Annotated in this window: 19 protein-coding genes and 1 pseudogene; 13 read left to right on the top strand and 7 right to left on the bottom strand. The window is 74.2% G+C overall.

Going from position 1 to position 20,303, the window contains the following annotated elements; genetic code table 11:
• Positions 1–56: 56 nt before the first annotated feature.
• The 3 genes and pseudogenes from ACZ79I_RS30655 (at position 57) to ACZ79I_RS30645 (ending at position 3,445) form a co-directional block, all read left to right on the top strand.
• Positions 57–1,010: a slipin family protein gene (locus ACZ79I_RS30655; RefSeq protein ID WP_471501486.1), complete on the top strand. Its 954-nt coding sequence runs from the start codon at positions 57–59 to the stop codon at positions 1,008–1,010.
• Positions 1,011–1,236: 226 nt separating this feature from the next.
• A pseudogene (gene thrS / locus ACZ79I_RS30650) lies at positions 1,237–2,529 on the top strand (threonine--tRNA ligase); the annotation flags it as partial.
• A gap of 55 nt (positions 2,530–2,584) precedes the next feature.
• Complete coding sequence (locus ACZ79I_RS30645) at positions 2,585–3,445, top strand: PPK2 family polyphosphate kinase (RefSeq protein ID WP_471501484.1); 861 nt, start codon at positions 2,585–2,587, stop codon at positions 3,443–3,445.
• 24 nt (positions 3,446–3,469) lie between these two features.
• On the opposite strand, the gene ACZ79I_RS30640 is transcribed toward ACZ79I_RS30645, so the two are convergent.
• Positions 3,470–4,075 (bottom strand): hypothetical protein, encoded by a 606-nt coding sequence (locus tag ACZ79I_RS30640; RefSeq protein ID WP_471501482.1) that lies wholly within the window; start codon positions 4,073–4,075, stop codon positions 3,470–3,472.
• 252 nt (positions 4,076–4,327) lie between these two features.
• Between ACZ79I_RS30640 and ACZ79I_RS30635 the strand changes: the two genes are divergently transcribed.
• Positions 4,328–5,167 (top strand): polysaccharide deacetylase family protein, encoded by an 840-nt coding sequence (locus tag ACZ79I_RS30635; RefSeq protein WP_471501480.1) that lies wholly within the window; start codon positions 4,328–4,330, stop codon positions 5,165–5,167.
• 101 nt (positions 5,168–5,268) lie between these two features.
• Positions 5,269–5,445, top strand: coding sequence for a hypothetical protein (locus tag ACZ79I_RS30630; protein ID WP_471501478.1), 177 nt, complete (start codon positions 5,269–5,271; stop codon positions 5,443–5,445).
• A gap of 11 nt (positions 5,446–5,456) precedes the next feature.
• On the opposite strand, the gene ACZ79I_RS30625 is transcribed toward ACZ79I_RS30630, so the two are convergent.
• Positions 5,457–6,128, bottom strand: a complete 672-nt coding sequence (locus tag ACZ79I_RS30625; RefSeq protein WP_471501476.1) for an ABC transporter — start codon at positions 6,126–6,128, stop codon at positions 5,457–5,459.
• Positions 6,125–7,033 (bottom strand): ABC transporter ATP-binding protein, encoded by a 909-nt coding sequence (locus tag ACZ79I_RS30620; RefSeq protein WP_471501474.1) that lies wholly within the window; start codon positions 7,031–7,033, stop codon positions 6,125–6,127. The genes ACZ79I_RS30625 and ACZ79I_RS30620 overlap by 4 nt, the downstream gene beginning before the upstream one ends.
• Positions 7,034–7,129: 96 nt before the next feature.
• Here ACZ79I_RS30620 and ACZ79I_RS30615 point away from each other — a divergent pair, with 96 nt between their 5' ends.
• Both ACZ79I_RS30615 and ACZ79I_RS30610 read left to right on the top strand, forming a co-directional pair.
• A complete protein-coding gene (locus ACZ79I_RS30615; RefSeq protein ID WP_471501472.1) occupies positions 7,130–7,870 on the top strand; it encodes a peptidyl-tRNA hydrolase in 741 nt (246 codons plus the stop codon).
• Positions 7,871–8,127: 257 nt separating this feature from the next.
• Positions 8,128–9,468: a multinuclear nonheme iron-dependent oxidase gene (locus ACZ79I_RS30610; RefSeq protein ID WP_471501470.1), complete on the top strand. Its 1,341-nt coding sequence runs from the start codon at positions 8,128–8,130 to the stop codon at positions 9,466–9,468.
• Positions 9,469–9,542: 74 nt separating this feature from the next.
• Here ACZ79I_RS30610 and hemQ read toward each other — a convergent pair whose 3' ends face one another.
• Together hemQ and hemG are read right to left on the bottom strand one after the other, a co-directional pair.
• Positions 9,543–10,274 carry a hydrogen peroxide-dependent heme synthase gene (gene hemQ, locus ACZ79I_RS30605; RefSeq protein WP_471501468.1) on the bottom strand — a complete coding sequence of 244 codons (732 nt, stop codon included), beginning with the start codon at positions 10,272–10,274 and terminating at the stop codon, positions 9,543–9,545.
• A 4-nt stretch (positions 10,275–10,278) separates the two neighbouring features.
• Entirely contained in the window at positions 10,279–11,736 is a 1,458-nt protein-coding gene (gene hemG / locus ACZ79I_RS30600; RefSeq protein ID WP_471501466.1) for a protoporphyrinogen oxidase, read from the bottom strand.
• A 158-nt stretch (positions 11,737–11,894) separates the two neighbouring features.
• Between hemG and ACZ79I_RS30595 the strand changes: the two genes are divergently transcribed.
• On the top strand, positions 11,895–12,926 hold the full coding sequence (locus tag ACZ79I_RS30595; protein ID WP_471501464.1) for a DUF4349 domain-containing protein: 1,032 nt from the start codon (positions 11,895–11,897) through the stop codon (positions 12,924–12,926).
• A gap of 27 nt (positions 12,927–12,953) precedes the next feature.
• A complete protein-coding gene (locus ACZ79I_RS30590) occupies positions 12,954–14,354 on the top strand; it encodes an FAD-dependent oxidoreductase (protein ID WP_471501462.1) in 1,401 nt (466 codons plus the stop codon).
• Between the two features lie 50 nt (positions 14,355–14,404).
• Here ACZ79I_RS30590 and ACZ79I_RS30585 read toward each other — a convergent pair whose 3' ends face one another.
• Entirely contained in the window at positions 14,405–14,746 is a 342-nt protein-coding gene (locus ACZ79I_RS30585) for a hypothetical protein (RefSeq protein ID WP_381078085.1), read from the bottom strand.
• 125 nt (positions 14,747–14,871) lie between these two features.
• On the opposite strand from ACZ79I_RS30585, the gene ACZ79I_RS30580 reads away from it, so the two are divergent.
• Entirely contained in the window at positions 14,872–15,690 is an 819-nt protein-coding gene (locus ACZ79I_RS30580) for a rhomboid family intramembrane serine protease (RefSeq protein WP_471501460.1), read from the top strand.
• Positions 15,691–15,778: 88 nt separating this feature from the next.
• On the opposite strand, the gene hemE is transcribed toward ACZ79I_RS30580, so the two are convergent.
• Complete coding sequence (gene hemE, locus ACZ79I_RS30575; protein WP_471501458.1) at positions 15,779–16,846, bottom strand: uroporphyrinogen decarboxylase; 1,068 nt, start codon at positions 16,844–16,846, stop codon at positions 15,779–15,781.
• A gap of 204 nt (positions 16,847–17,050) precedes the next feature.
• On the opposite strand from hemE, the gene ACZ79I_RS30570 reads away from it, so the two are divergent.
• The 3 genes from ACZ79I_RS30570 (at position 17,051) to ACZ79I_RS30560 (ending at position 20,147) form a co-directional block, all read left to right on the top strand.
• On the top strand, positions 17,051–17,677 hold the full coding sequence (locus ACZ79I_RS30570; RefSeq protein WP_471505318.1) for a DUF3000 domain-containing protein: 627 nt from the start codon (positions 17,051–17,053) through the stop codon (positions 17,675–17,677).
• 266 nt (positions 17,678–17,943) lie between these two features.
• Positions 17,944–18,606, top strand: coding sequence for a response regulator transcription factor (locus ACZ79I_RS30565; RefSeq protein ID WP_003993737.1), 663 nt, complete (start codon positions 17,944–17,946; stop codon positions 18,604–18,606).
• A gap of 266 nt (positions 18,607–18,872) precedes the next feature.
• Positions 18,873–20,147 carry an HRDC domain-containing protein gene (locus ACZ79I_RS30560; RefSeq protein ID WP_471501456.1) on the top strand — a complete coding sequence of 425 codons (1,275 nt, stop codon included), beginning with the start codon at positions 18,873–18,875 and terminating at the stop codon, positions 20,145–20,147.
• Positions 20,148–20,303: the final 156 nt, after the last annotated feature.

The following is a 20,303-nucleotide window of genomic DNA, read 5'->3' as shown; positions in this document are numbered from 1 at the left end:
GGCAAGGGCAGGCACAAGGGACAACCATTGCCAGACCTCTCGGTGAGGGGGTCGTCATGCTCCAGGACCTGGTGAGTGCCCTCGTGGCGGCCGGTGCCGTCGGGCTCCTGTACTTCTGGGCGGCGGCACGGGTCGTCAAACAGTACGAGCGCGGAGTGGTCTTCCGTCTCGGCAGGCTCCTCGGCGACCCCCGGCCGCCCGGCTTCACCACGGTGATCCCCGTGGTCGACCGGCTGCAGAAGGTCAACATGCAGATCGTGACACTGCCGATCCCCGCGCAGGAGGGCATCACGCGGGACAACGTGACCGTGCGGGTGGACGCCGTCGTGTACTTCAGGGTGGTCGACGCGGCGAGCGCGCTGATCACCGTCGAGGACTACCGGTTCGCGGTGTCGCAGATGGCGCAGACCTCGCTGCGCTCGATCATCGGCAAGAGCGATCTGGACGACCTGCTGTCCAACCGGGAGAAGCTCAACCAGGGCCTGGAGCTGATGATCGACAGCCCCGCCGTGGGGTGGGGCGTGCAGATCGACCGGGTCGAGATCAAGGACGTGTCCCTGCCGGACACGATGAAGCGGTCGATGGCCCGCCAGGCGGAGGCGGACCGCGAGCGCCGGGCACGCGTCATCAACGCGGACGCGGAGCTGCAGGCGTCGAAGAAGCTGGCGGAGGCGGCCGCGGTGATGTCCGACCAGCCCGCCGCGCTCCAGCTGCGGCTGCTGCAGACGGTGGTGGCCGTCGCGGCCGAGAAGAACTCCACGCTCGTGCTGCCGTTCCCGGTGGAGCTGCTGCGGTTCCTGGAGCGGTCGACCCATGAGCACGAGGCGGTCCCCGCGAGCGACGCGACACGCTCGGCACCGGCGCCCTCGGTGAGCGACGCGACACGCTCGGCACCGGCGCCCTCGGTGAGCGACGCGACGCGCTCGGCACCGGCGCCCTCCGTGGAGGCACCGGCACCGGCCTCCGAGGCCGCCCCCGTGTCCCTCACGACCGACACGCCCGGCGACTGACCGCCCGAGGCACCCGCCGCCCCGCCCTCCGGCACGGGGCCGGGGCCCGGCGCGCGGCACCCGCCGGAAAATGCCGCGCGCCGCCGGGCGGCCGCCGTTAGTGTCACCGGTATGCAGCGCGCCCCCATGTGCACGACGACGCCGGAGAGTGTCCCGGCGCGCTGACTGCTGATCGAGTCCGAAGCCCCGGGGCGAGTGCCCCGGGGCTTCGCCGTGTGGCCGCACTCTCCCCCGATCTCCCGATCTCCCGGCTTCGCCCGAGCAGCGGGGTACCACCCGCCACCGAGAGGAGACCCGAGCCATGCACGACCACCGCCGCCTCGGCCGCGAACTGGAGCTGTTCGGCACCGACCCGCTGATGGGCGCGGGCCTGCCGTACTGGCTGCCCGACGGCGCCGTCGTCCGGCACGCCCTGGAGGAGTACATCCGGGATGCCGAGCGCCGCGCGGGCTACCGGCATGTGTACTCGCCGGTGCTCGGCAAGCGCGAGCTGTACGAGCTGTCCGGGCACTGGGCGCATTACAGCGAGGACATGTTCCCTCCCATGGAACTGGGCGGCGAGCAGGTCGTGCTGCGCCCCAGCCTGTGCCCGCACCATGCGCTGATCTACCGCTCCCGCGCCCGCAGCTACCGTGAACTGCCGCTCCGTATCGCAGAGTTGGGCGGCATGTACCGTTCCGAGCCCTCCGGTGTGCTCGGCGGGCTGACCCGCGTACGGGCGATCCAGCTCAACGACGCGCATGTCTTCTGCACCCTGGAGCAGGCGGTCGAGGAGGCGGAGAGCGCACTGCGGATGATCGGCGAGGCGTACGCGGCGCTCGGCATCCGGGCGGCCCGCCACCGGCTGTCGCTGCCCGGCCCGGGCGGCAAGTACGTCGCGGACCCCGAACTGTGGCGCCGGGCGTCGGCGATGCTGCGCGAGGTCCTGGACCGCGGTGGCATCGCCTACGAGGCCGCGGAGGGCGAGGCCGCGTTCTACGGCCCCAAGATCGATGTGCAGATCGCCGATCCGGCGGGCCGCGAGTCCACCCTCTCCACCGTGCAGATCGACTTCCACCAGCCGGAGCGCTTCGGCCTGCGCTACATCGGCGCCGACGGCGCCAGGCACCGCCCGGTGATGGTCCACCGCAGCGTCATCGGCAGCCTGGAGCGTGCCGTCGCCCATCTGCTGGAGGCACACGGCGGGGCCTTCCCGGCCTGGCTGGCGCCGACCCAGGTGGTGGTCCTGCCCGTCTCGGACGCCGAGTCGGAGCAGTCCGTGCGGCTGGTGCGCCGCTGTGCCGACCGGGGTCTGCGGGCCCGGCTGGCCGCCCCCGGGGAGGGCACCCTGGGCGCGCGCGTCCGGGCGGCGCGCCTGGTTCCCTACCAGGCGGTGATCGGTCCCGAGGAGGCCACCGGCGAGCATGTCGCGCTGCGGCTGCGCGACGGCCGCCGCCTGACCCCCCAGCCCGCCGGGGAGGTGCTGCGCCGCATCGAGGCCCTCGTCGCCCGGCGGGACACCCGCCTCTGGGACCGCTAGCGCGCGCCCGCCGGCCCGGCGCACCATCGGGGGAGGCGACGGGAAGAGATCCACGATGGCGAAGAAGCACGACGAGACTCCCCTGCGTGATCTGCTCCGGCTTCCCGTCGGGGAGTCCGTCGACCTGTCCGCGCACGACGCCCGCGCCACCCCCGGCGGGCCCGCGGGCAAGTCCGCCGGGCGCGCGGCCACCGCCCGGCTCGGCAAGGACCTCGCCGGTCTGCAGGAACGCCTGTGGGCCGCGTCGACCGCCGGGGACCGCCGCCGGATGCTGCTGGTGCTCCAGGGCATGGACACCAGCGGCAAGGGCGGCACGGTCAAGCACGTCGCCGGTCTGTTCAACCCGGCGGGCTGCCGTATCCGCGCCTTCAAGGCTCCGACGCCCGAGGAGCGGCGGCACGACTTCCTGTGGCGCGTCGAGAAGGCGCTCCCGCAGCCCGGCGAGATCGGCATCTTCGACCGCTCGCACTACGAGGACGTCCTGATCGCCAAGGTCCGCTCCCTGGCCCCGCGGGACGAGATCGAGAGCCGCTACGACCGGATCAACGCCTTCGAGGAGGCCCTGGCGGACGACGGTGTCACGCTCGTGAAGTGCTTCCTGCACATCTCCTACGACGAGCAGCGCCGCCGTCTGCTGCGGCGCCTCGACAGACCGGACAAGCGCTGGAAGTTCGACCCCCGCGACATCGAGGAGCGGGCCCTGTGGCCGGTGTACCGGCAGGCGTACGAGACGGCCCTGACCCGCTGCGCCACCCCCGCGGCCCCCTGGTACCTGGTCCCCGCCGACCACAAGTGGTACCGCAACTGGGCCGTCGCCGGGCTGCTGCTGGAACACCTGCGGGAGCTGGACCCCCGCTACCCCGAGGCGGACCTCGACGTGGCGGAGTGCCGGGCGCGGCTGCTGAAGGAGTCCTGAGCGGCACGCGAGCGCGCCGGCGGCTCACCGCAGCCAGCGCCTGCCCCGGACGAACGGCAACCGTGCCCAGGCCCGGCCCAGGCCCCAGGTGTCGCCGGAACAGGTCAGGGCCAGGGCGATGAGGGCCAGGGCGTAGACCGCGTGGTAGTCGACGACGGGGTTGGTCGACATGCTCGGCGCCCCGGCGGAGGTGTGCCGCGCTGGTGGCCATTCGGCCATCCACATGAGGACCAGCATCGCGGCGCCCGCGACGGCCGCGGGCAGCAGCGCGACTCCCACCACGAAGGCCACGCCGACGGCGATCAGGCCGATCATGAACAGCCAGTCGGCCCAGGCGGCGCCGGCCCAGTCGTGGAACGTGGACTCCATCGGCCCCACCTGTACGCGGCCGAGGTAGCCCTTGGTGGGGGACCCGCCCTTGAACCAGGCCTTCTCGGAGGGGGTGGCGTACCCCCAGCCGAACGCCTTGTCGGCGAAGGCCCACAGGAAGACGAAGCCGAGTGCGAGCCGCAGCAGGGCCAGGGCCCGGCTCCCGGCCGGAGTCATCACGGCACCGCGCGCGGCGGTGGCGTGAGCCCGGCGCCGGTACGCCCGTGGACCCTCCTGCGGCGTCCTTCCCTCTGCGGTCATGGGCCCGGTCTCCTCCCTGCCGGCCGGCAATCGGCGCGCGAACGGATCCCGTCACCATTGAGTACAGGGCCGGACCGGTACGCGACCCGGGGACCCGGTGTCCGGGGCGGACGAGTGGCCGGAGGGGCGGGCGGGGCGGGCCGGGCGGGCGGCGGGCCGGGCATCGGCCGGGCGGGTGACGTCATGGATGTTCCCGTCCGGCATCCGCGAAGAGTGGGATGCTGATCGGATTTTCTTGGTTACGTTCGCCCGGTGATCACATCTGTACGACGTACCGCCGCCGTGTGCGTCCTCGGCGCGGCACTGGCCGCCTGTGGGGCCTCCGGCACGCCCCAGCGCACCGCCGCTCCGGCCGCGCCCTCCGCGGCGGCCGTTCCCAGGACGGCCACGCTCGCGCCCGGACCCGGTGGACTGACGCCCGTCTTCACGAACGCGCCACGGCTCGACAAGACGGTCGCCCTCACCTTCGACGCGGACATGACCGCGGACCAGGGTCCCCGGGCGGCGGCCGGCGAGCACTTCGACAACCCCGGGCTGATCGGCGCGCTGCGGGCGCTGAAGGTGCCGGCGACGGTGTTCATGACGGGACGGTGGGCCGAGCAGTACCCCGATGAAGCCCGGGCGATCGCGGCGGACCCGCTCTTCGAGGTCGGCAACCACTCCTACAGCCACTACTCCTTCACCCCGAGCTGCTACGGGCTCCCGGTCCTGCCGCGGCAGCGGATGCGCTCCGACGTGGAGCGTGCCTTCACGGCCCTGCGCGCCGCGGGCGTGAGCCATCCGATGCCGTACTTCCGCTTCCCCGGCGGCTGCTACGACGACCAGGCGCTGCGGGCGATCGGCGCGCTCGGTGTCACCGCGGTGCAGTGGGACGTGGTGAGCGGGGACGCGTTCGCGACGCACGCGGACGCCGTCGCGCAGCAGGTGCTGGACGGGGTACGGCCCGGCTCCGTGGTCGTCCTGCACTGCACGCGCAGCGCCGCCCCGGTGACCGAGGACGCGGTCCGCACGGTCGTGCCCGAACTGCGCAAGCAGGGCTACCGCTTCGTCAAGGTCTCCGCGCTGATCGGGGCGTCGCGCGGACGGCGGTAGGGGGGCGACAGGGGCGGGGCCGGGGACGGGGCCAGGGACGGGGACGGGGCCGGGGACGGGGACGGCGGCACGGGACCGGCGCGGCGGCCTACGCTGGGGCCATGAGCGATGACCGCGCGACGGGGGCGGGCGAAGTGGCGGACGGGCCGGACCGGACGCCGTTCGCCGAGTGCGTGCTGTGCCGGGAGCCGACGGAGTACCCGGAGTCGTCCAGGGGGATCACGCTGTGCCCGGTCTGCGAGTGGCAGGAGGCGCAGCGCACGGCCTGCTCCGGGTGACCGCGCGGTCCTCAGGACGCGCGGCGCCTGGTGAGCGAGCAGGCCACCGCCATGGCCGTCGCCGCGCCCAGCGCGGCGGCGGCGAGCGGCAGCAGCGGGACCGGCACCCTGGACCACTGCGAGCCGGTCACCAGAGCGCCGACCGCCGCGTGCGCCGGGGAGCCGCTCACCACCAGCGCGAGCAGGGCCGCGAGCATCAGCGCGGGGACGGCGCGCCCCCGCGAGCGCAGCACCGGCCAGGTCGTCAGCGCGCCGACAGCCGTGCCGAGCAGCGCGCACACCACCGCCGCGATCAGTCCGGCACCGGCGGACCCGATCGCGGGCACCGGGATCCGGTGGTCGGCGCCGGTATGGCTGCTGATGAGCGTGACCACGGCGGTCGCAGCCGTGCCGAGGGCGGCCGAGGCGCCCAGCGCGACGAGCAGACATGCCAGGTGGGCGCGCCCGGGCCCGGCCGCCGCGCCGAGGCAACTCCGGGCAGCGGGCGGCTCGTTGGTCACACAGATGCGGACGAGCCAGGCAGCGACGGGCAACAGGGCGGCGGCAGCGTACCCGAGTGAGTCCAGCACCGGCTGCCCGCCCTGGACGCCGATCGCGAGGAAGACGGCGTACAGGAGGAACGGGGGAAGCCAGCGCTGGGAGCGCAGAAGGAGGGCGGTCTGGTAGCGCAGGAGCGGGATCATCGGCGGTCGTCGGCCTCTGGTTCTGGTGCGCGGGGTGCGGCGTCGGCAAGGAGGGGTGCGGCGGGGCCGAGGCTCACCACGTGCCAGGGTGGCCGTGCGCCCAGCAGGGCGCGCAGCAGCACGTCGGAGTGGCTCGCCGGCACGGTGAGACGCAGGGTGCCGGAGGGGGTCCGGGCCACCGACGTCGTCATCGCCAGCGCGTCGGCGGGCGGTTGGGCGTCGGCCGCTCCCCGAGTCTCGACGACCACGGACGGTCCGGCCGGGGACGGCGAAGTCCGGTGGTCCGGCAGCGGATCGAGTCCCCCGCCACCCACGCGGTACGCGGCGTCGGCCGCCCTCGCGAGCCGGTGCGGATCATGGTCGACGAAGACGACCGCGGCGCCGGCGGCGGTGCGCTCGGCGACCGCGCGGTCCAGTTCCGCGCGGGCGGCGGCGTCCAGACCGGTCCATGCCTCGTCCAGGACGAGCAGGTCGGGCCCGGCCAGCAGGGCCTGGGCGACGGCGACCTTCTGGCTGCTGCCCTTGGAGAGTTCCGCCATCGGCGTCCGGGCGTACACGGCGGCGCCGAAGCGTTCGAGCCACTCCTCGGCGGCGCGGGCGGCGGCGGGCCGGGACAGGCCGTGGACGGTGCCGAGGTGGGTGAGATAGCCGGACGCCGTGAAAGGAAGGGCGGCCGGGAAGCGTTCGGGGACGTACGCGGTGCGCGGACGCCCGGTGATGCGGCCCTCGGTGGGCGCGTCGATGCCGGCGAGCACGCGGAGGAGCGTGGACTTGCCGCTGCCGTTCGCACCCTCGACACGGACCAGCGAGCCGGGCGGCACCGTGAGGTCGACGCCCCGCAGCACCCAGGGGCCGCGGAGGCCGTAACGGCGGCCGACGCCCGTCAGGCGTAGATCACGGTGCATGGGGGCATCCTCGCGCACCCGGAGGAAGGTACGCAGGGTGATTGCGCCGCCTCCGTGCCCCGATGGCCCGATCTTGCGCCTGGCAGACTGGAGGCCGTGAGCAGTGACCGGACTCCGGCCGCCGCGGCGGCCTCCCCCCAGGACGGCCCCGTCCGCGCGGAGCACAACGCGCGCGACGAGGCGCCGCAGTTCGTGCTGCCGCTGGTCGTGCGTATCGAGCGCGCCGCTCCCCCGGCGCGTACGGACGCGCTGGAGACCGCGGCGCGCGCCGTGCTCGTGATCCTCAGCGACGAGCGCTCGCTGGGTGGGGGCGAGTGGGCCCGGGCGATGCGGGACTGGCAGGACGCGCGGATCCGCAAGGTGGTGCGGCGGGCCCGGGGCGCGGAGTGGCGGCGCGCCGCGGCGCTGCCGGGCATCACCGTGACGGGCAAGTCGGCGGAGGTGCGCGTCTTCCCGCCCGTCCCGCTGGACGGCTGGCCCAAGGACCTGGCCCGGCTGCAGGTGTCGGGCACGGACCTGGACGACCCCGAGCCACCGGTCGAGGCCGGCCCCGAGACCCCCGTGCTGTGGCTGAACCCGGAGCTGGAGATGTCGGCGGGCAAGGCGATGGCCCAGGCCGGCCACGGCGCCCAACTCGCCTGGTGGGCCCTGCCCGACGAGGGGCGTGTGTCCTGGCGCGACGCGGGCTTCGCCCTCGCCGTCCGCACCGCCGCCCCCGAGCGGTGGCGCGAACTCACCGGCTCGGGGCTGCCGTCGGTGCGGGACGCGGGGTTCACGGAGATCGCCCCCGGCAGCTGCACGGTGGTGGCGGACCATCCGGCCCTGCGCCGGGCCTGACGGGCCCGCGGCGCTCCGGCGCCACCGGTGCGCACCACCGCCCTCCGGCACCCGCCGGCACCCGTACGGCGGCGGGCAGCGCGGAGGCAACCTCAAATGTTGCTCTGAACGTCCCCGCAGAGGGGTTCGGGGCGGGCGGCCGGGGCCATGACTCGGTCACACCGGCAGCGGCAGCCCGTCGACGGGGACGTGGGGCCACCGCGGTGCGGTCGGGGACCGCACCCCACGTCCCGGTGGATCCGTGGTGGGAGGGGACGATGAAGCGACTGGGAACGGGCATCGGATGGCGGCCGGAGATCGCCGGCGCCGTGGAGCGCATGCCGGGCATCGACTGGGTGGAGACCGTGGCCGAGAACGTGTGCCCCGGGCACCTGCCCGAGTCGCTGCGGCGCCTGCGCGAGCGCGGTGTCACGGTCGTCCCGCACGGTGTCTCCCTCGGCCTCGGCGGCGCCGACCGTCCCGACGAGGCACGGCTGGCCGCCCTCGCGGAGCGGGCCGAGGCGCTGGGCTCGCCGCTGGTCACCGAGCACATCGCGTTCGTGCGGGCGGGCGGCCCGATGACCGCGTCGCCCTCGATGGAGGCCGGGCACCTGCTTCCCGTCCCGCGCACCCGCGACGCGCTGGACGTCCTGTGCGAGAACATACGCATCGCCCAGGACGCGCTGCCGGTGCCGCTCGCCGTGGAGAACATCGCGGCGCTGATCTCCTGGCCGGGCGAGGAGATGACGGAGGGCCAGTTCCTGTACGAGCTGGCCGACCGCACCGGCGTACGGCTGCTGATCGACGTCGCGAACCTCCACACCAACCACGTCAACCGGGGTGAGGACCCGGCCGGGGCGCTGGCCGAGCTGCCCGTCGAGGCCATCGCGTACGTCCATGTCGCGGGCGGCTTCGAACGCGACGGCGTCTGGCACGACAGCCACGCCCACCCCGTGCCCCGGCCGGTCCTCGACATCCTGGCCGACCTCGCGTCCCGCGCCACGCCGCCCGGTGTGCTCCTGGAACGCGACGACAACTTCCCCGAAGCGGCCGAACTGGAGCGGGAGTTGGCCGCCATCCGGGAGACGGTGGACACGGCGGTGGACACGGCGGTGATGAGGGCGGTGGTGACGGAGGGACGGCGGCCTGCCGCGCCGGGGACGGCGGACGGCACCACGGCGCCGGCCGCGGGCGGCGACACCGGCCCCGCCCGGCAGCGGATCGCGCTGGCCCAGGCCGCGCTGCTGTCGTCCCTCGTCGCCGGCACGCCCGTGCCCGAGGGGTTCGACCGCGTGCGGCTCGGGGTGCAGGCGCGCGCCCTCGCCGCCAAGCGGGCCGGCGTCGTGGCGAAGATCGCGCCGGAGCTGCCCGGGATCCTCAAGGAGGCGTACCGGGACGCCTTCCTGGCGTACGCCCAGGGCCGTCCGATGACCGGCGGCTACCGCCGTGACGCCCTCGACTTCGCCGGGCATCTGCTGCTCGCCGGGCGGCCCGAGGACGCCGAGGCGCGGCGCCGGCTGCGTGCCTGGTGGCTGGAGCGCTCCGGCCCGACCCCGCCGTCCCGGCATCCCGCGGCCCGGCTGGCCCGAGCCGCTCGCCGGGTCCTGCTGCGACGCTGAGCGGAGCGGATCTGCGCGCCGAGGGCACGGGACGCCAGGGGCACGGGACGGTGCCCGTGCCCCGGTGGGCGCGGTCAGGCGAGCCCGGCGACGAGTTCCGCGACCGACTTGCGGCGGCCCGTGAAGAACGGGATCTCCTCGCGCACGTGCCTTCGCGCCTCCGCGCCGCGCAGATGGCGCATGAGGTCGACGATGCGGTGCAGTTCGTCGGCCTCGAAGGCCAGCAGCCACTCGTAGTCGCCGAGGGAGAACGAGGCGACCGTGTTGGCCCGCACGTCCGGGAAGCCGCGGGCCATCTTGCCGTGGTCCGCGAGCATGCGGCGGCGGTCCTCCTCCGGCAGCAGGTACCACTCGTACGAGCGCACGAAGGGGTAGACGCTGACGTAGTTGCGCGGCGTCTCGTCGGCGAGGAACGCCGGGATGTGCGAGCGGTTGAACTCGGCGGGGCGGTGCAGCGCCATGTTCGACCAGACCGGCGTCAGCCCACGCCCCAGCCTGGTGCGGCGGAAGAGGTTGTACGCCTCCTGCAGCTGGTCGCTGCTCTCGGCGTGCCACCAGATCATGAGGTCGGCGTCGGCGCGCAGTCCGGACACGTCGTACGTGCCCCGGACGGTCACGTCCTTCGCGGCGAGCTGGTCGAACAGCTCCTGGACCTCGTCGGCGTAACCGGCGCGGTCCTCGGGCAGCACGTCCTTCAGCTTGAAGACGGACCACAGCGTGTAGCGGATGACCTCGTTGAGGTCCTTGGCCAGCTTGCCCTTGTTGGGGATCCTGCCGGACTCGGTGGTGGGGGCGTCGTCACTCATGCGCCTATTCTCCTGCTCCGCCGTGAAGGCTCTGCACCGGGTGGGCGGTGAGCTCCCGCGCTCCGCCCAGGTCGCCGTCGAGCTGGTCCACGGCGGCGTTCGCGCTCGCGATGCAGGCGGGGATGCCGACCCCGTCGTACGCCGCGCCGCACACGGCGAGTCCCGAGAGCCCGGCGATGTGCTCGCGGACACGGGCCACGCGCGCGTGGTGGCCGACCGGGTACTGCGGCAGGCCGTCGTGCCAGCGGGTGACGCGGGTCTCCAGCGGCGTGGCGTCCAGGCCGGTCGCCTCGCGCAGGTCGCTGCGCGAGACGGACACGAGGTCGGCGTCCTCGTGCTCCAGGATCTCCGTCTCGCCGTAGCGGCCGAGGGACGTCCTGAGCACGACCACGTTCGGGTCCTCGTCGGCGAGCCAGCCCCACTTCTGGGAGGCGAAGGTCGACGCCTTGATGGTGTGCCCGTCGACCGGCGGCACGAGGAAGCCGCTGCCCTCGGGCAGGGTGACGTCGGCGCGGTCGTAGGCCAGGGTGACGAGGGCCATGGAGGCGTATTCGACGGCGCGCAGTTCCGCGGCGGCCCCGGGGGACACGGTGCTCAGCAGACGGGCGGCCTCGGGAGCGGGAACCGCGAGGACCACCGCGTCCGCCCGCAGCGGGTCGTTCCCGACCAGCACCTCCCAGCCGTCGGGGGTGCGGTCGAGCCGGTCCGCCGTGGTCTTCAGCTGGATGTCGCCGCCCCGTGCCGCCACCGACTCGGCGACGGCGAGCGGAAGCGTGCCGACGCCGCCGTGGAGGCCCATGAACACCGGGCCCGTCCGCGGGGCCGCGGCCGCCTTCTCCTGCATCTCGCGGACCGCTTCCGTCAGCGAGTCGTGCGTGCGGGCCGCCTGGAAGAGCTGCGGCACCGCCGAGCGCATCGAGATGCGGTACGCGTCACCCGCGTACACCCCGCCGAGCATGGGCTCCACGAGGCGGTCGACGACCTCGCGGCCGAGTCGCTCCGCCACGTACTCCCCCACCGCCACATCGTCGCCGACCTCCGTGCGCGGCAGCTCCCTCTCGCGCTCGATGCGGCGCACCCCCTCCTCGGACAGCACGCCCGCCAGGGCGGACGCGGTGCCGGGGACGCCCATGACGTGCCCCTTGGGCATGGGGCGCAGCGCACCGCGGGTCCACAGGGAGGCGGCGGCGGTGGCCGGCGCCTGGAGGCTGTCCGCGAGGCCCACCTCACGGGCGAGCGCCACCGCCTCGGGCCGCCGCGCCAGCATCGACTCGGCGCCGAGGTCGACGCGCACGCCCGCGATCTCGCCGGGCAGCAGCTTGCCCCCGACCCGGTCCGACGCCTCCAGCACCGTCACGCGCGCACCGCGCTCCAGCAGCCGGTGGGCGGCGGCCAGGCCCGCGATCCCGCCTCCTATGACGACGACATGCCGCGCGCCCGCGCGGTTCTCCGTAGCGCTCATGCCCCCAGCCTCTCAGACCCGATAGGCCCTCCCCCATGGGCCAGGTGTCCCTGCCGAGTCCCGAACGTGACCCCATTGGGACCGGATCCGGCCAACGTTCCGCGCTGGCCCGGCGTCGAAGAGGCGTCCGTCACGACGACCCTCGGGGGTAGGACCACATGCACACTCCTCCACGCTCGGTACGACCGGTCAGGATGCTGGCCGCGGCGCTGCTCGCCGCCACGCTGGCGGTCGCCGGCTGCAGCGCCGGCGGCGCCGACGACAAGAGCGCCGCCGGTGGCGGCGGGGCCAAGGCCGCCGCGCCGGACGGCCGGCGGCAGGGCGCCGCCGACAGCGCCGGCGGCGGCGCCTCACGGGCGCGCACGGCCGCGCCGAAGCTGCCCGCGAACGACATCATCCGCACGGCGTCCCTCACCGTGCAGGTCGAGGACGTGCCCAAGGCGCTCGACGAGGCCCGGACGACCGTCGAGAACGCGGGCGGGTTCGTCGGCAGCGAGAGCACCAGCCGCGACGCCGAGGGCCATGAACGCACCCGGCTCGTGCTGCGCGTGCCCACCGCGAAGTACGACGAGGTGCTCACCGGGCTGCAGGGTGCGGGCAGGCTGGTCGACCGCACGGCGAGGGCCGAGGACGTCACCGGTCAGGTCGTCGACGTGGACAGCCGCATCACGTCGCAGCGTGCCAGTGTGGCGCGGGTGCGCGAGCTCATGGACAGGGCCACCAGGCTCAGTGATGTCGTCGCGCTGGAAGGGGAGTTGAGCTCCCGTGAGGCCGATCTGGAGGCGCTGCTGGCCCAGCAGGCGTCGCTGAAGGACCGCACCAGTCTGGCCACCGTCACGCTCTCCCTGTCGCAGACGCCGGTGAGGAAGGCGTCGAAGGACGACCGGCCCGGGTTCGTGGACGCGCTGGCGGGCGGCTGGGACGTCTTCGTGACGATGCTGCGCTGGATCGCCCTGGCGATCGGCGCGGCCCTTCCGTTCGCGGTGTTCGCGGCCCTGCTGGCGGTGGTGTGGGTGCGGTTCGTGCGCCCCAGGCTGCCGCGCCGCCCGGCGCCCGCGTCCGTTCCCGCTGCCGCTGCCACTGCCGCTGCTACCGCCGCTGCCGCTCCGGCCGCGCCTGGCCCGTTTCCCGTGGCCGGTACGGCACCCGGGCCCGTCCAGCGGCGGGAAGAACGGGGTGAGCGGAACTGAGACGGCCCGTCCCCGTAGCGTGTCCGCATGAGCATGAGCCGTACGAACCGTTCGCGGGAGCGCCTGGTCGTCATCGGCGGCGACGCGGCCGGCATGGCCGCCGCGTCGCAGGCGCGCCGCCTCAAGGGCCCCGACGAGTTGGAGATCGTGGCGTTCGAACGCGGCCACTTCTCCTCCTTCTCGGCGTGCGGCATCCCCTACTGGGTGGGCGGCGACGTCGCCACGCGGGACGAACTGGTCGCCCGGACGCCCGAGGAGCACCGGGCTCGCGGCATCGACCTGCGGATGCGCACCGAGGTCGTGGAGATCGACGTCGCGGGGCGGCGGGTACGCGCGCGGGACGTCGATTCCGGGACCGAGGGGTGGACCCGGTACGACAAACTCGTGATCGCGACCGGCGCCCGGCCGGTCCGCCCCGACCTGCCCGGCGTCGACGCACCGGGGGTGCACGGGGTGCAGACCCTGGACGACGGCCAGGCGCTGCTGGACACGCTGACCGCCACGCGGGGGCGCCGCGCGGTGGTCGTCGGCGCCGGCTACATCGGCGTGGAGATGGCCGAGGCGCTGATCAACCGCGGCCACGAGGTCACCGTCGTCAACCGCGGCAGCGAGCCCATGGCCACGCTCGACCCGGACATGGGCCGGCTCGTGCACCGCGCCATGGAGGGCCTCGGCATCACCATGGTGAACGACGCGGAGGTCACCAAGATCCTCACCGGGGACGACGGGCGGGTCCGGGCGGTCGGCACGGAGGCCGCCGAGTACCCGGCGGACGTGGTCGTCCTGGGTATCGGCGTACGCCCGGAGACGGCGCTCGCGAAGGCGGCCGGGCTGCCGCTCGGCGAGCACGGCGGGCTGCTCACCGACCTCGCGATGCGGGTGCGCGGCCACGAGGACGTCTGGGCCGGCGGCGACTGTGTCGAGGTCCTGGACCTGGTCTCCGGGCGCGAGCGGCACATCGCCCTGGGCACGCACGCCAACAAGCACGGTCAGGTCATCGGCACCAATGCGGGCGGCGGATACGCCACGTTCCCCGGCGTCGTCGGCACGGCGGTGAGCAAGGTCTGCGACCTGGAGATCGCCCGGACCGGCCTGCGTGAGAAGGACGCGCGCAGGGCGGGCCTGCAGTACGAGACGGTCACCATCGAGTCGACCAGCCGCGCGGGCTACTACCCGAACGCCTCGCCCATGACCGTGAAGATGCTCGCCGAGCGCGGCACGGGACGGCTGCTCGGCGTCCAGATCGTCGGCCGGGAGGGCGCGGCCAAGCGCGTCGACATCGCGGCGGTCGCGTTGACCGCGCGGATGACGGTCGAGGGGATGACGGCCCTGGACCTGGGCTACGCGCCTCCGTTCTCACCGGTGTGGGACCCGGTTCTGGTGGCGGCGCGGAAGGCGGCTGCGGCGGTGCGGAAGAACCGCGGGTGACCGGGCCGCCCCGTGCGCGCGGGACCGCGACGTCACGGGGCCGCGAACGGTCAGGCCGTCTCGTGCTGGCCGCCCCCGTTGATCCGCTCGATCGCCTGCCGGGCCTGCTCGGCCGGCGGCCGGGCGGGCAACGACGACACGGAGGCGCTGGAGGCCATGGCGGCCGGCTGCGGCTGGGCGCCCGCCGGCTTGGCGTGGGCCGCCGGCCGCGTGGAGCGCAGGCGGTGGCTGACGGCCTCGTCGAGGGTCACGGGGCGCTGCATCTGGGATGCGAGCCGCCCGGCCTCCTGACCGAGCCGGGCGACGTCCTCCCAGGGCAGACGGATCACCAGGGCGACCTCGGCCTCACCGTCGGGCAGAGCGTGGATCGGAGGAGTAACTCGGTCGTTCATCGCCTGTTCCTCACGTCGTCCCCGCGACACGCCTTCCCCGCACCGCGGGCGGTTGAGGAGACATACGGACGCGCGCGCCGCCGCGTTCACCGATTCGTCCGGCCGGTCCAGGGCACTACTTCCTTGTGGTCATCCCCGTCCGTGACGTGAACCCGGTGCGCCGTACGCCCTATGTGACGTACGCGCTGATCGCGGCCAACTTCGTCGTCTTCCTGCTCACCCCCGGTATAGCGGGCTCGGTGGCGGGCCGGAGCGATCTGTCGCAGCTGTGCCACCTGCAGGCGTTCCTGGAGCACTACGCGGCGGTGCCGAGGGAGTTGATCCACGACCAGTTGCCGCGGCTCGTCCCCACCGGCGAGATCGGCGTCGGTCCGCACGGCGCGGGCTGTGTGGTGGCGCCACCGGAGTACCACAAGTCACCGCCGGCGTCGGTCTTCACGGCGATGTTCCTGCACGGCAGCTGGCTGCATCTGCTGGGCAACATGCTGTTCCTGCTGATCTTCGGCAACAACGTCGAGGACCGCCTCGGCCATGTCCGCTTCACGCTGTTCTACCTCGTCTGCGGGTACGCGGCGGCGTACGGCTTCGCGTACTTCAACGACACCTCCAGCGACCCGCTGATCGGCGCGTCGGGGGCCATCGCGGGCGTGCTGGGCGCCTATCTGGTGCTCTACCCCCGGGCCAGGGTCTGGGTCCTGGTGCCGTTCCTGATCTTCCTGCCGCTGCGGCTGCCGGCGTGGATCGTGCTCGGCTTCTGGTTCGCGCTGCAGGCGGTCTACTCGTCCGGGGGCGGTGTCTCCTCGGCCGGGACCGTGGCCTATGCGGCCCATGTCGTCGGCTTCGTGGTGGGCATGGCCCTGGCCTGGCCGCTGCGCCCGGGCACCCCGCCGCCGCCCGAGCCGCGCGGCCTGCTGTGGGGCAGGCGCGCGCGGCCCGGCTGGTGAGCCGACGGGCGGTGTGCGCCGGAGGCGGTGTGCGCCGGAGCGGGTGCGGCGGGGGCGGTGTGCTCCGAAGCGGGTGCGGCGGGGCGGCTCAGCGCGCCGTCTGCGCGTGGACGTACTCGACGAGCCGGGTGAGGGCGTCCGGGTCGGTCGACGGCAGCACGCCGTGGCCGAGGTTGAAGACATGGCCCTCCAGACCGGCGGCGGCGTCGAGCACCTCGCGGGTCTTGGCCTCGACGGCCTCCTGCGGGGCGAAGAGGACCGCCGGGTCGAGGTTGCCCTGGAGTGCCTTGCCGGGGCCGACCCTGCGGGCCGCCTCGTCCAGCGGAACGCGCCAGTCGACGCCGACGACGTCCGCGCCGGCCTCGCCCATCAGACCGAGCAACTCGCCGGTGCCGACGCCGAAGTGGATGCGGGGGACCCCGTACCCCTCGACCGCGCGGAAGACCTTGGCCGAGGCCGGCAGCACCGAGCGGCGGTAGTCGGCGGGGGCCAGGGCACCGGCCCACGAGTCGAAGAGCTGGATCGCGGAGGCGCCCGCCTCGATCTGCACCTTCAGGAAGGCGGCGGTGATGTCGGCGAGCCGGTCCACCAGGTCCGCCCACAGCCGCGGGTCGCCGTGCATGAGCGCCTTGGTGTGCTCGTACGTCCGCGAGGGGCCGCCCTCGATGAGGTAGCTCGCCAGCGTGAAGGGCGCGCCCGCGAAACCGATCAGCGGGGTGGCGCCCAGTTCGGCGGTGAGCAGCCGCACGGCCTCGGTGACGTAGGAGACGTCCTCGGGGGTCAGGTCGCGCAGCCGGTCGAGGTCGGCGCGGGAGCGGATCGGCTGGGCGACGACCGGGCCGACACCGGGCTTGATGTCGAGGTCGAGGCCGATGGCCTTGAGGGGGACGACGATGTCGCTGAAGTAGATCGCGGCGTCCACGCCGTGCCGGCGCACCGGCTGGAGAGTGATCTCGGTGACCAGCTCGGGCCGCATGCAGGACTCCAGCATGGGGATGCCCTCGCGCACCTTGCGGTACTCGGGCAGGGAGCGCCCGGCCTGCCGCATGAACCACACCGGTGTGTGCGGCACGGGCTCGCGCCGGCACGCCCTGAGGAAGGCGGAGTCGTACGTCGCTGTGGGCTGGCCCGTCGCGGGGCGGTCGTTGACACTCACGCCAGAAGTCTCCCACGCCGCGCGGGTGAGGGGCGCCGGGGGCGGCGCGCTGCCGAGGGCCGGGACACGCCCGCAACGGCATCCCGCCGTTCCCGGCCAACCGCCGCAGGCAACGGGTGTCTCTCCCTGCGAACCCGCTTTCCTGCCCTTACTCTTCCCCGCATGGCTGCGGCTCAGGGACGACTGACGGACGGCGCTGGCGGAATGGACGACGCGACGGAGGGGGACCCGAATGCGATGGACACGGCTCCGCTGCCCTTCCGCGCCGCGGTCGACGCGCTGGGGGCCGCGCGGCTGCGGCCGGAGATCCAGGTCGAGCCGACGCGCCCGCCACAGCGCCTCGCCCCGTTCACGTACGCGCTGGAGGCCGCGGTCGTCGAGGGCGAGGACGACCTGGCCGACGGCCGCCTCGTCCTGCTGCACGACCCGGCCGGGCACGAGGCGTGGCAGGGCTCCTTCCGCCTGGTGACGCTGGTGCGCGCGGAACTCGAACCGGAGATGGCCGCCGACCCCCTGCTGCCCGATGTGTGCTGGTCGTGGCTGACCGGGGCGCTCCAGTCCCGCGGGCTGTCGTACGGCGAACCGAGCGGCACCGTCACGCGCGCGAGCTCGCACTACTTCGGCGGGCTCGCCGCGCGCCCGGCCGCCTCGCAGATCGAGATCCGCGCCTCCTGGACGCCCCGGGAGGGCATCGGCGGCGTCCCGGACACGGCCGCCCACCTGGCCTCCTGGTGCGACCTGCTGTCCCAGGTGGCGGGCCTGCCCCCGGCGGGCCCCGGAGACGGCTCGGTGGTGACGCTGCCGCAGCGGCGGGGGCCGCAGTCCCGCTGACGCCCGGCGTCAACCCATGGACGGGCCTCCTTGCCATCTCTTTGTCGATACGGCCACTTTCGGCCCCATATCGATAAAGGAGCGAACCGACTCGGTCTCAGTCGATCGCTCGCGCGTCCGAATTGCACGGATTGTTACTCACCAAATCGTGATCATTCTCTAAAGGAGCACGAGTTTGATGCCGAAGACGACTGTGACCTTGAAAGCACGGTTCGTCCCGGCTTCATCCCCAGAGCCGGCCCCGTCCCGCACCCCCAGGAGGCCTGGTGTCCGTTCTCCTCGAGCAGCCCGCAAGCCTGGTCGCCTACCGCCCGAACAAGCCGACCGCCATGGTGGTCGTGGCCGACCCACGGGTCCGTTCCACCGTCACCCGCCACCTCTGGGCGCTCGGAGTGCGCGACGTCATCGAGGCGTCGTCCATCGCGGAGGCCCGTCCTCGCATCGGCAACCCGCGCGACATCTGCGTCGCCGACGTCCACCTCCCCGACGGCTCGGGGCTCACCCTCCTGTCGGAGACCCGCGCCGCGGGCTGGCCCAACGGCCTCGCCCTGTCCGCCGCCGACGACATCGGCGCCGTCCGCAACGCCCTCGCGGGCGGAGTCAAGGGCTACGTCGTCACCGGCACCCGGACGAACGTCGGGCTCCCCACCCGCCCCGGCGCCGCCCCCATCGGCGCCGCCGCCGCACGTCTGCACCGCCGCCCCCCGGGCGCCCCGAGCCACCCGGGCGGGTACCGCGAGCTGTCCGGCCGCGAGGTGGAGGTGCTGCGCCTGGTCGCCGAGGGCCAGTCCAACAAGGCGATCGGCGTCTCCATGGGCCTGTCCGCGCTGACCGTCAAGAGCCATCTCGCCCGTATCGCCCGCAAGCTCGGCACGGGCGACCGCGCCGGGATGGTGGCCGTGGCCCTGCGCACCGGCATCATCCACTGACCCGGCCCCGCGGCACGCCCCGGCCCGCGTCCGTGTCGAGCCGCCGCCGACCCGATTCCGGGCCCCCTCCCGCCCTCGCCCGACTTCCCCACCCGCCGCCCCTCTTCCCGCCCCGCATCCCCCGCCGCCCCCGCGTCCCGCGGATCACCTGCCACACCGGAACCCTCGTTGACACGCATAACACATGACCGGTTTACGACCCTCCAGCACCCGCCGACGGAACGTTCCGTCGGCGGGTGCGGTCCATACACGGATACCCTTGACAGGTGACCGACGCCCAAGAGACCGCAGCAGAGATCCCACTGCGAGCCACCGGAGGCGCCCCTCCGGACGATGTCGAAGCGGCGCCGATCCCCTTGCTTGAGCCGCGGGACGGCATTCCGCCCGTGATCGCCGACCATGTCTCGCTGAACGAGGTGATCACCGCCTTCGCCGCCGGCACCGGCCCCGTCGCCGTGGACGCCGAACGCGCGTCCGGATACCGATACGGCCAGCGCGCCTATCTGGTGCAGCTGCGCCGCGAGGGCGCGGGCACGGCGCTGATCGACCCCACGGCCTGCCCCGACCTGTCGGGCCTGGGCCAGGCGATCTCCGGTACGGAGTGGGTGCTGCACGCCGCCACCCAGGACCTCCCGTGCCTGCGCGAGATAGGCATGATGCCGACGCTGCTGTTCGACAGCGAGCTGGCCGGCCGCCTGGCCGGGTTCCCGCGCGTGGGGCTGGGCGCGATGGTGGAGAACGTGCTGGGCTTCGTCCTGGAGAAGGGCCACTCGGCCGTCGACTGGTCGTCGCGCCCCCTGCCCGAACCGTGGCTGCGCTATGCCGCCCTCGACGTCGAGCTGCTCGTCGACCTGCGGGACGCCCTGGAGAAGGAGCTGGACCGGCAGGGCAAGCTGGAGTGGGCGCTGCAGGAGTTCGAGGCGATCGCCTCCGCGCCGCCGCCGGAGCCGCGCAGGGACCCCTGGCGCCGTACGTCGGGCATGCACAAGGTGCGCCGCCGCCGGCAGATGGCCGTCGTCCGGGAGATGTGGCAGACCCGGGACCAGATCGCACAGCGCCGGGACGTCTCGCCCGGCAAGGTGCTCGGCGACACCGCGATCATCGAGGCCGCGCTGGCCCTGCCGCCGAACATGCACGCCCTGGCCTCCGTGAACGGCTTCGGGCACCGCATGGGCCGACGGCAGCTGGAGCAGTGGCAGGCCGCGATCGACCGTGCGAGGGCGCTGCCCGAGGCGGAGCTGCCGCAGCCCGGCCAGCCGGTGACCGGACCCCCGCCGCCGCGTGCGTGGGCCGACAAGGATCCGGCCGCCGCGGCGCGGCTGTCCGCCGCCCGGGCCGGCGTCTCGGCGCTGGCCGAGCGGCTGAACATGCCGCAGGAGAACCTGGTCGCTCCGGACACCGTGCGGCGTGTGTGCTGGGAGCCGCCGAAGCCGGCCGACCCCGACACGGTGGCCGCCGCGCTGCTCGGCCACGGCGCCCGGCAGTGGCAGATCGAGCTGGTCACACCGGTTCTGGTGGCGGCGCTGTCCGGGAAGGACTGAGGGCGGTGCGCCCCTGAAGGGACGCCTGCCGGCCGGGGGCGACGGGCGGTCCGGAGCAGGCCCGGACCGGGGTCGCCTCCGCGGGGCGGCCCCTTCCCCGGCGGCGGCCCCTTCCCCGGCGGCGGGCGCACCCCCGGAGGCGGGCGCACCCCCGGA

Source organism: Streptomyces sp. PSU-S4-23 (assembly GCF_055632315.1).
Note: the sequence above shows the minus strand (reverse complement) of the source record. Positions and strands in the feature narration are given on the sequence as shown.

What these genes read in the sequence shown, in the direction of transcription:
- ACZ79I_RS30655 (WP_471501486.1), top strand. Translation starts at nt 57, where the DNA reads ATGCTCCAGGACCTGGTGAGTGCCCTCGTGGCGGCCGGTGCCGTCGGG.
- ACZ79I_RS30645 (WP_471501484.1), top strand. Translation starts at nt 2,585, where the DNA reads ATGGCGAAGAAGCACGACGAGACTCCCCTGCGTGATCTGCTCCGGCTT.
- ACZ79I_RS30640 (WP_471501482.1), bottom strand. Translation starts at nt 4,075, where the DNA reads ATGACCGCAGAGGGAAGGACGCCGCAGGAGGGTCCACGGGCGTACCGG.
- ACZ79I_RS30630 (WP_471501478.1), top strand. Translation starts at nt 5,269, where the DNA reads ATGAGCGATGACCGCGCGACGGGGGCGGGCGAAGTGGCGGACGGGCCG.
- ACZ79I_RS30625 (WP_471501476.1), bottom strand. Translation starts at nt 6,128, where the DNA reads ATGATCCCGCTCCTGCGCTACCAGACCGCCCTCCTTCTGCGCTCCCAG.
- ACZ79I_RS30620 (WP_471501474.1), bottom strand. Translation starts at nt 7,033, where the DNA reads ATGCACCGTGATCTACGCCTGACGGGCGTCGGCCGCCGTTACGGCCTC.
- ACZ79I_RS30610 (WP_471501470.1), top strand. Translation starts at nt 8,128, where the DNA reads ATGAAGCGACTGGGAACGGGCATCGGATGGCGGCCGGAGATCGCCGGC.
- hemQ (WP_471501468.1), bottom strand. Translation starts at nt 10,274, where the DNA reads ATGAGTGACGACGCCCCCACCACCGAGTCCGGCAGGATCCCCAACAAG.
- hemG (WP_471501466.1), bottom strand. Translation starts at nt 11,736, where the DNA reads ATGAGCGCTACGGAGAACCGCGCGGGCGCGCGGCATGTCGTCGTCATA.
- ACZ79I_RS30595 (WP_471501464.1), top strand. Translation starts at nt 11,895, where the DNA reads ATGCACACTCCTCCACGCTCGGTACGACCGGTCAGGATGCTGGCCGCG.
- ACZ79I_RS30590 (WP_471501462.1), top strand. Translation starts at nt 12,954, where the DNA reads ATGAGCATGAGCCGTACGAACCGTTCGCGGGAGCGCCTGGTCGTCATC.
- ACZ79I_RS30585 (WP_381078085.1), bottom strand. Translation starts at nt 14,746, where the DNA reads ATGAACGACCGAGTTACTCCTCCGATCCACGCTCTGCCCGACGGTGAG.
- ACZ79I_RS30570 (WP_471505318.1), top strand. Translation starts at nt 17,051, where the DNA reads ATGGACGACGCGACGGAGGGGGACCCGAATGCGATGGACACGGCTCCG.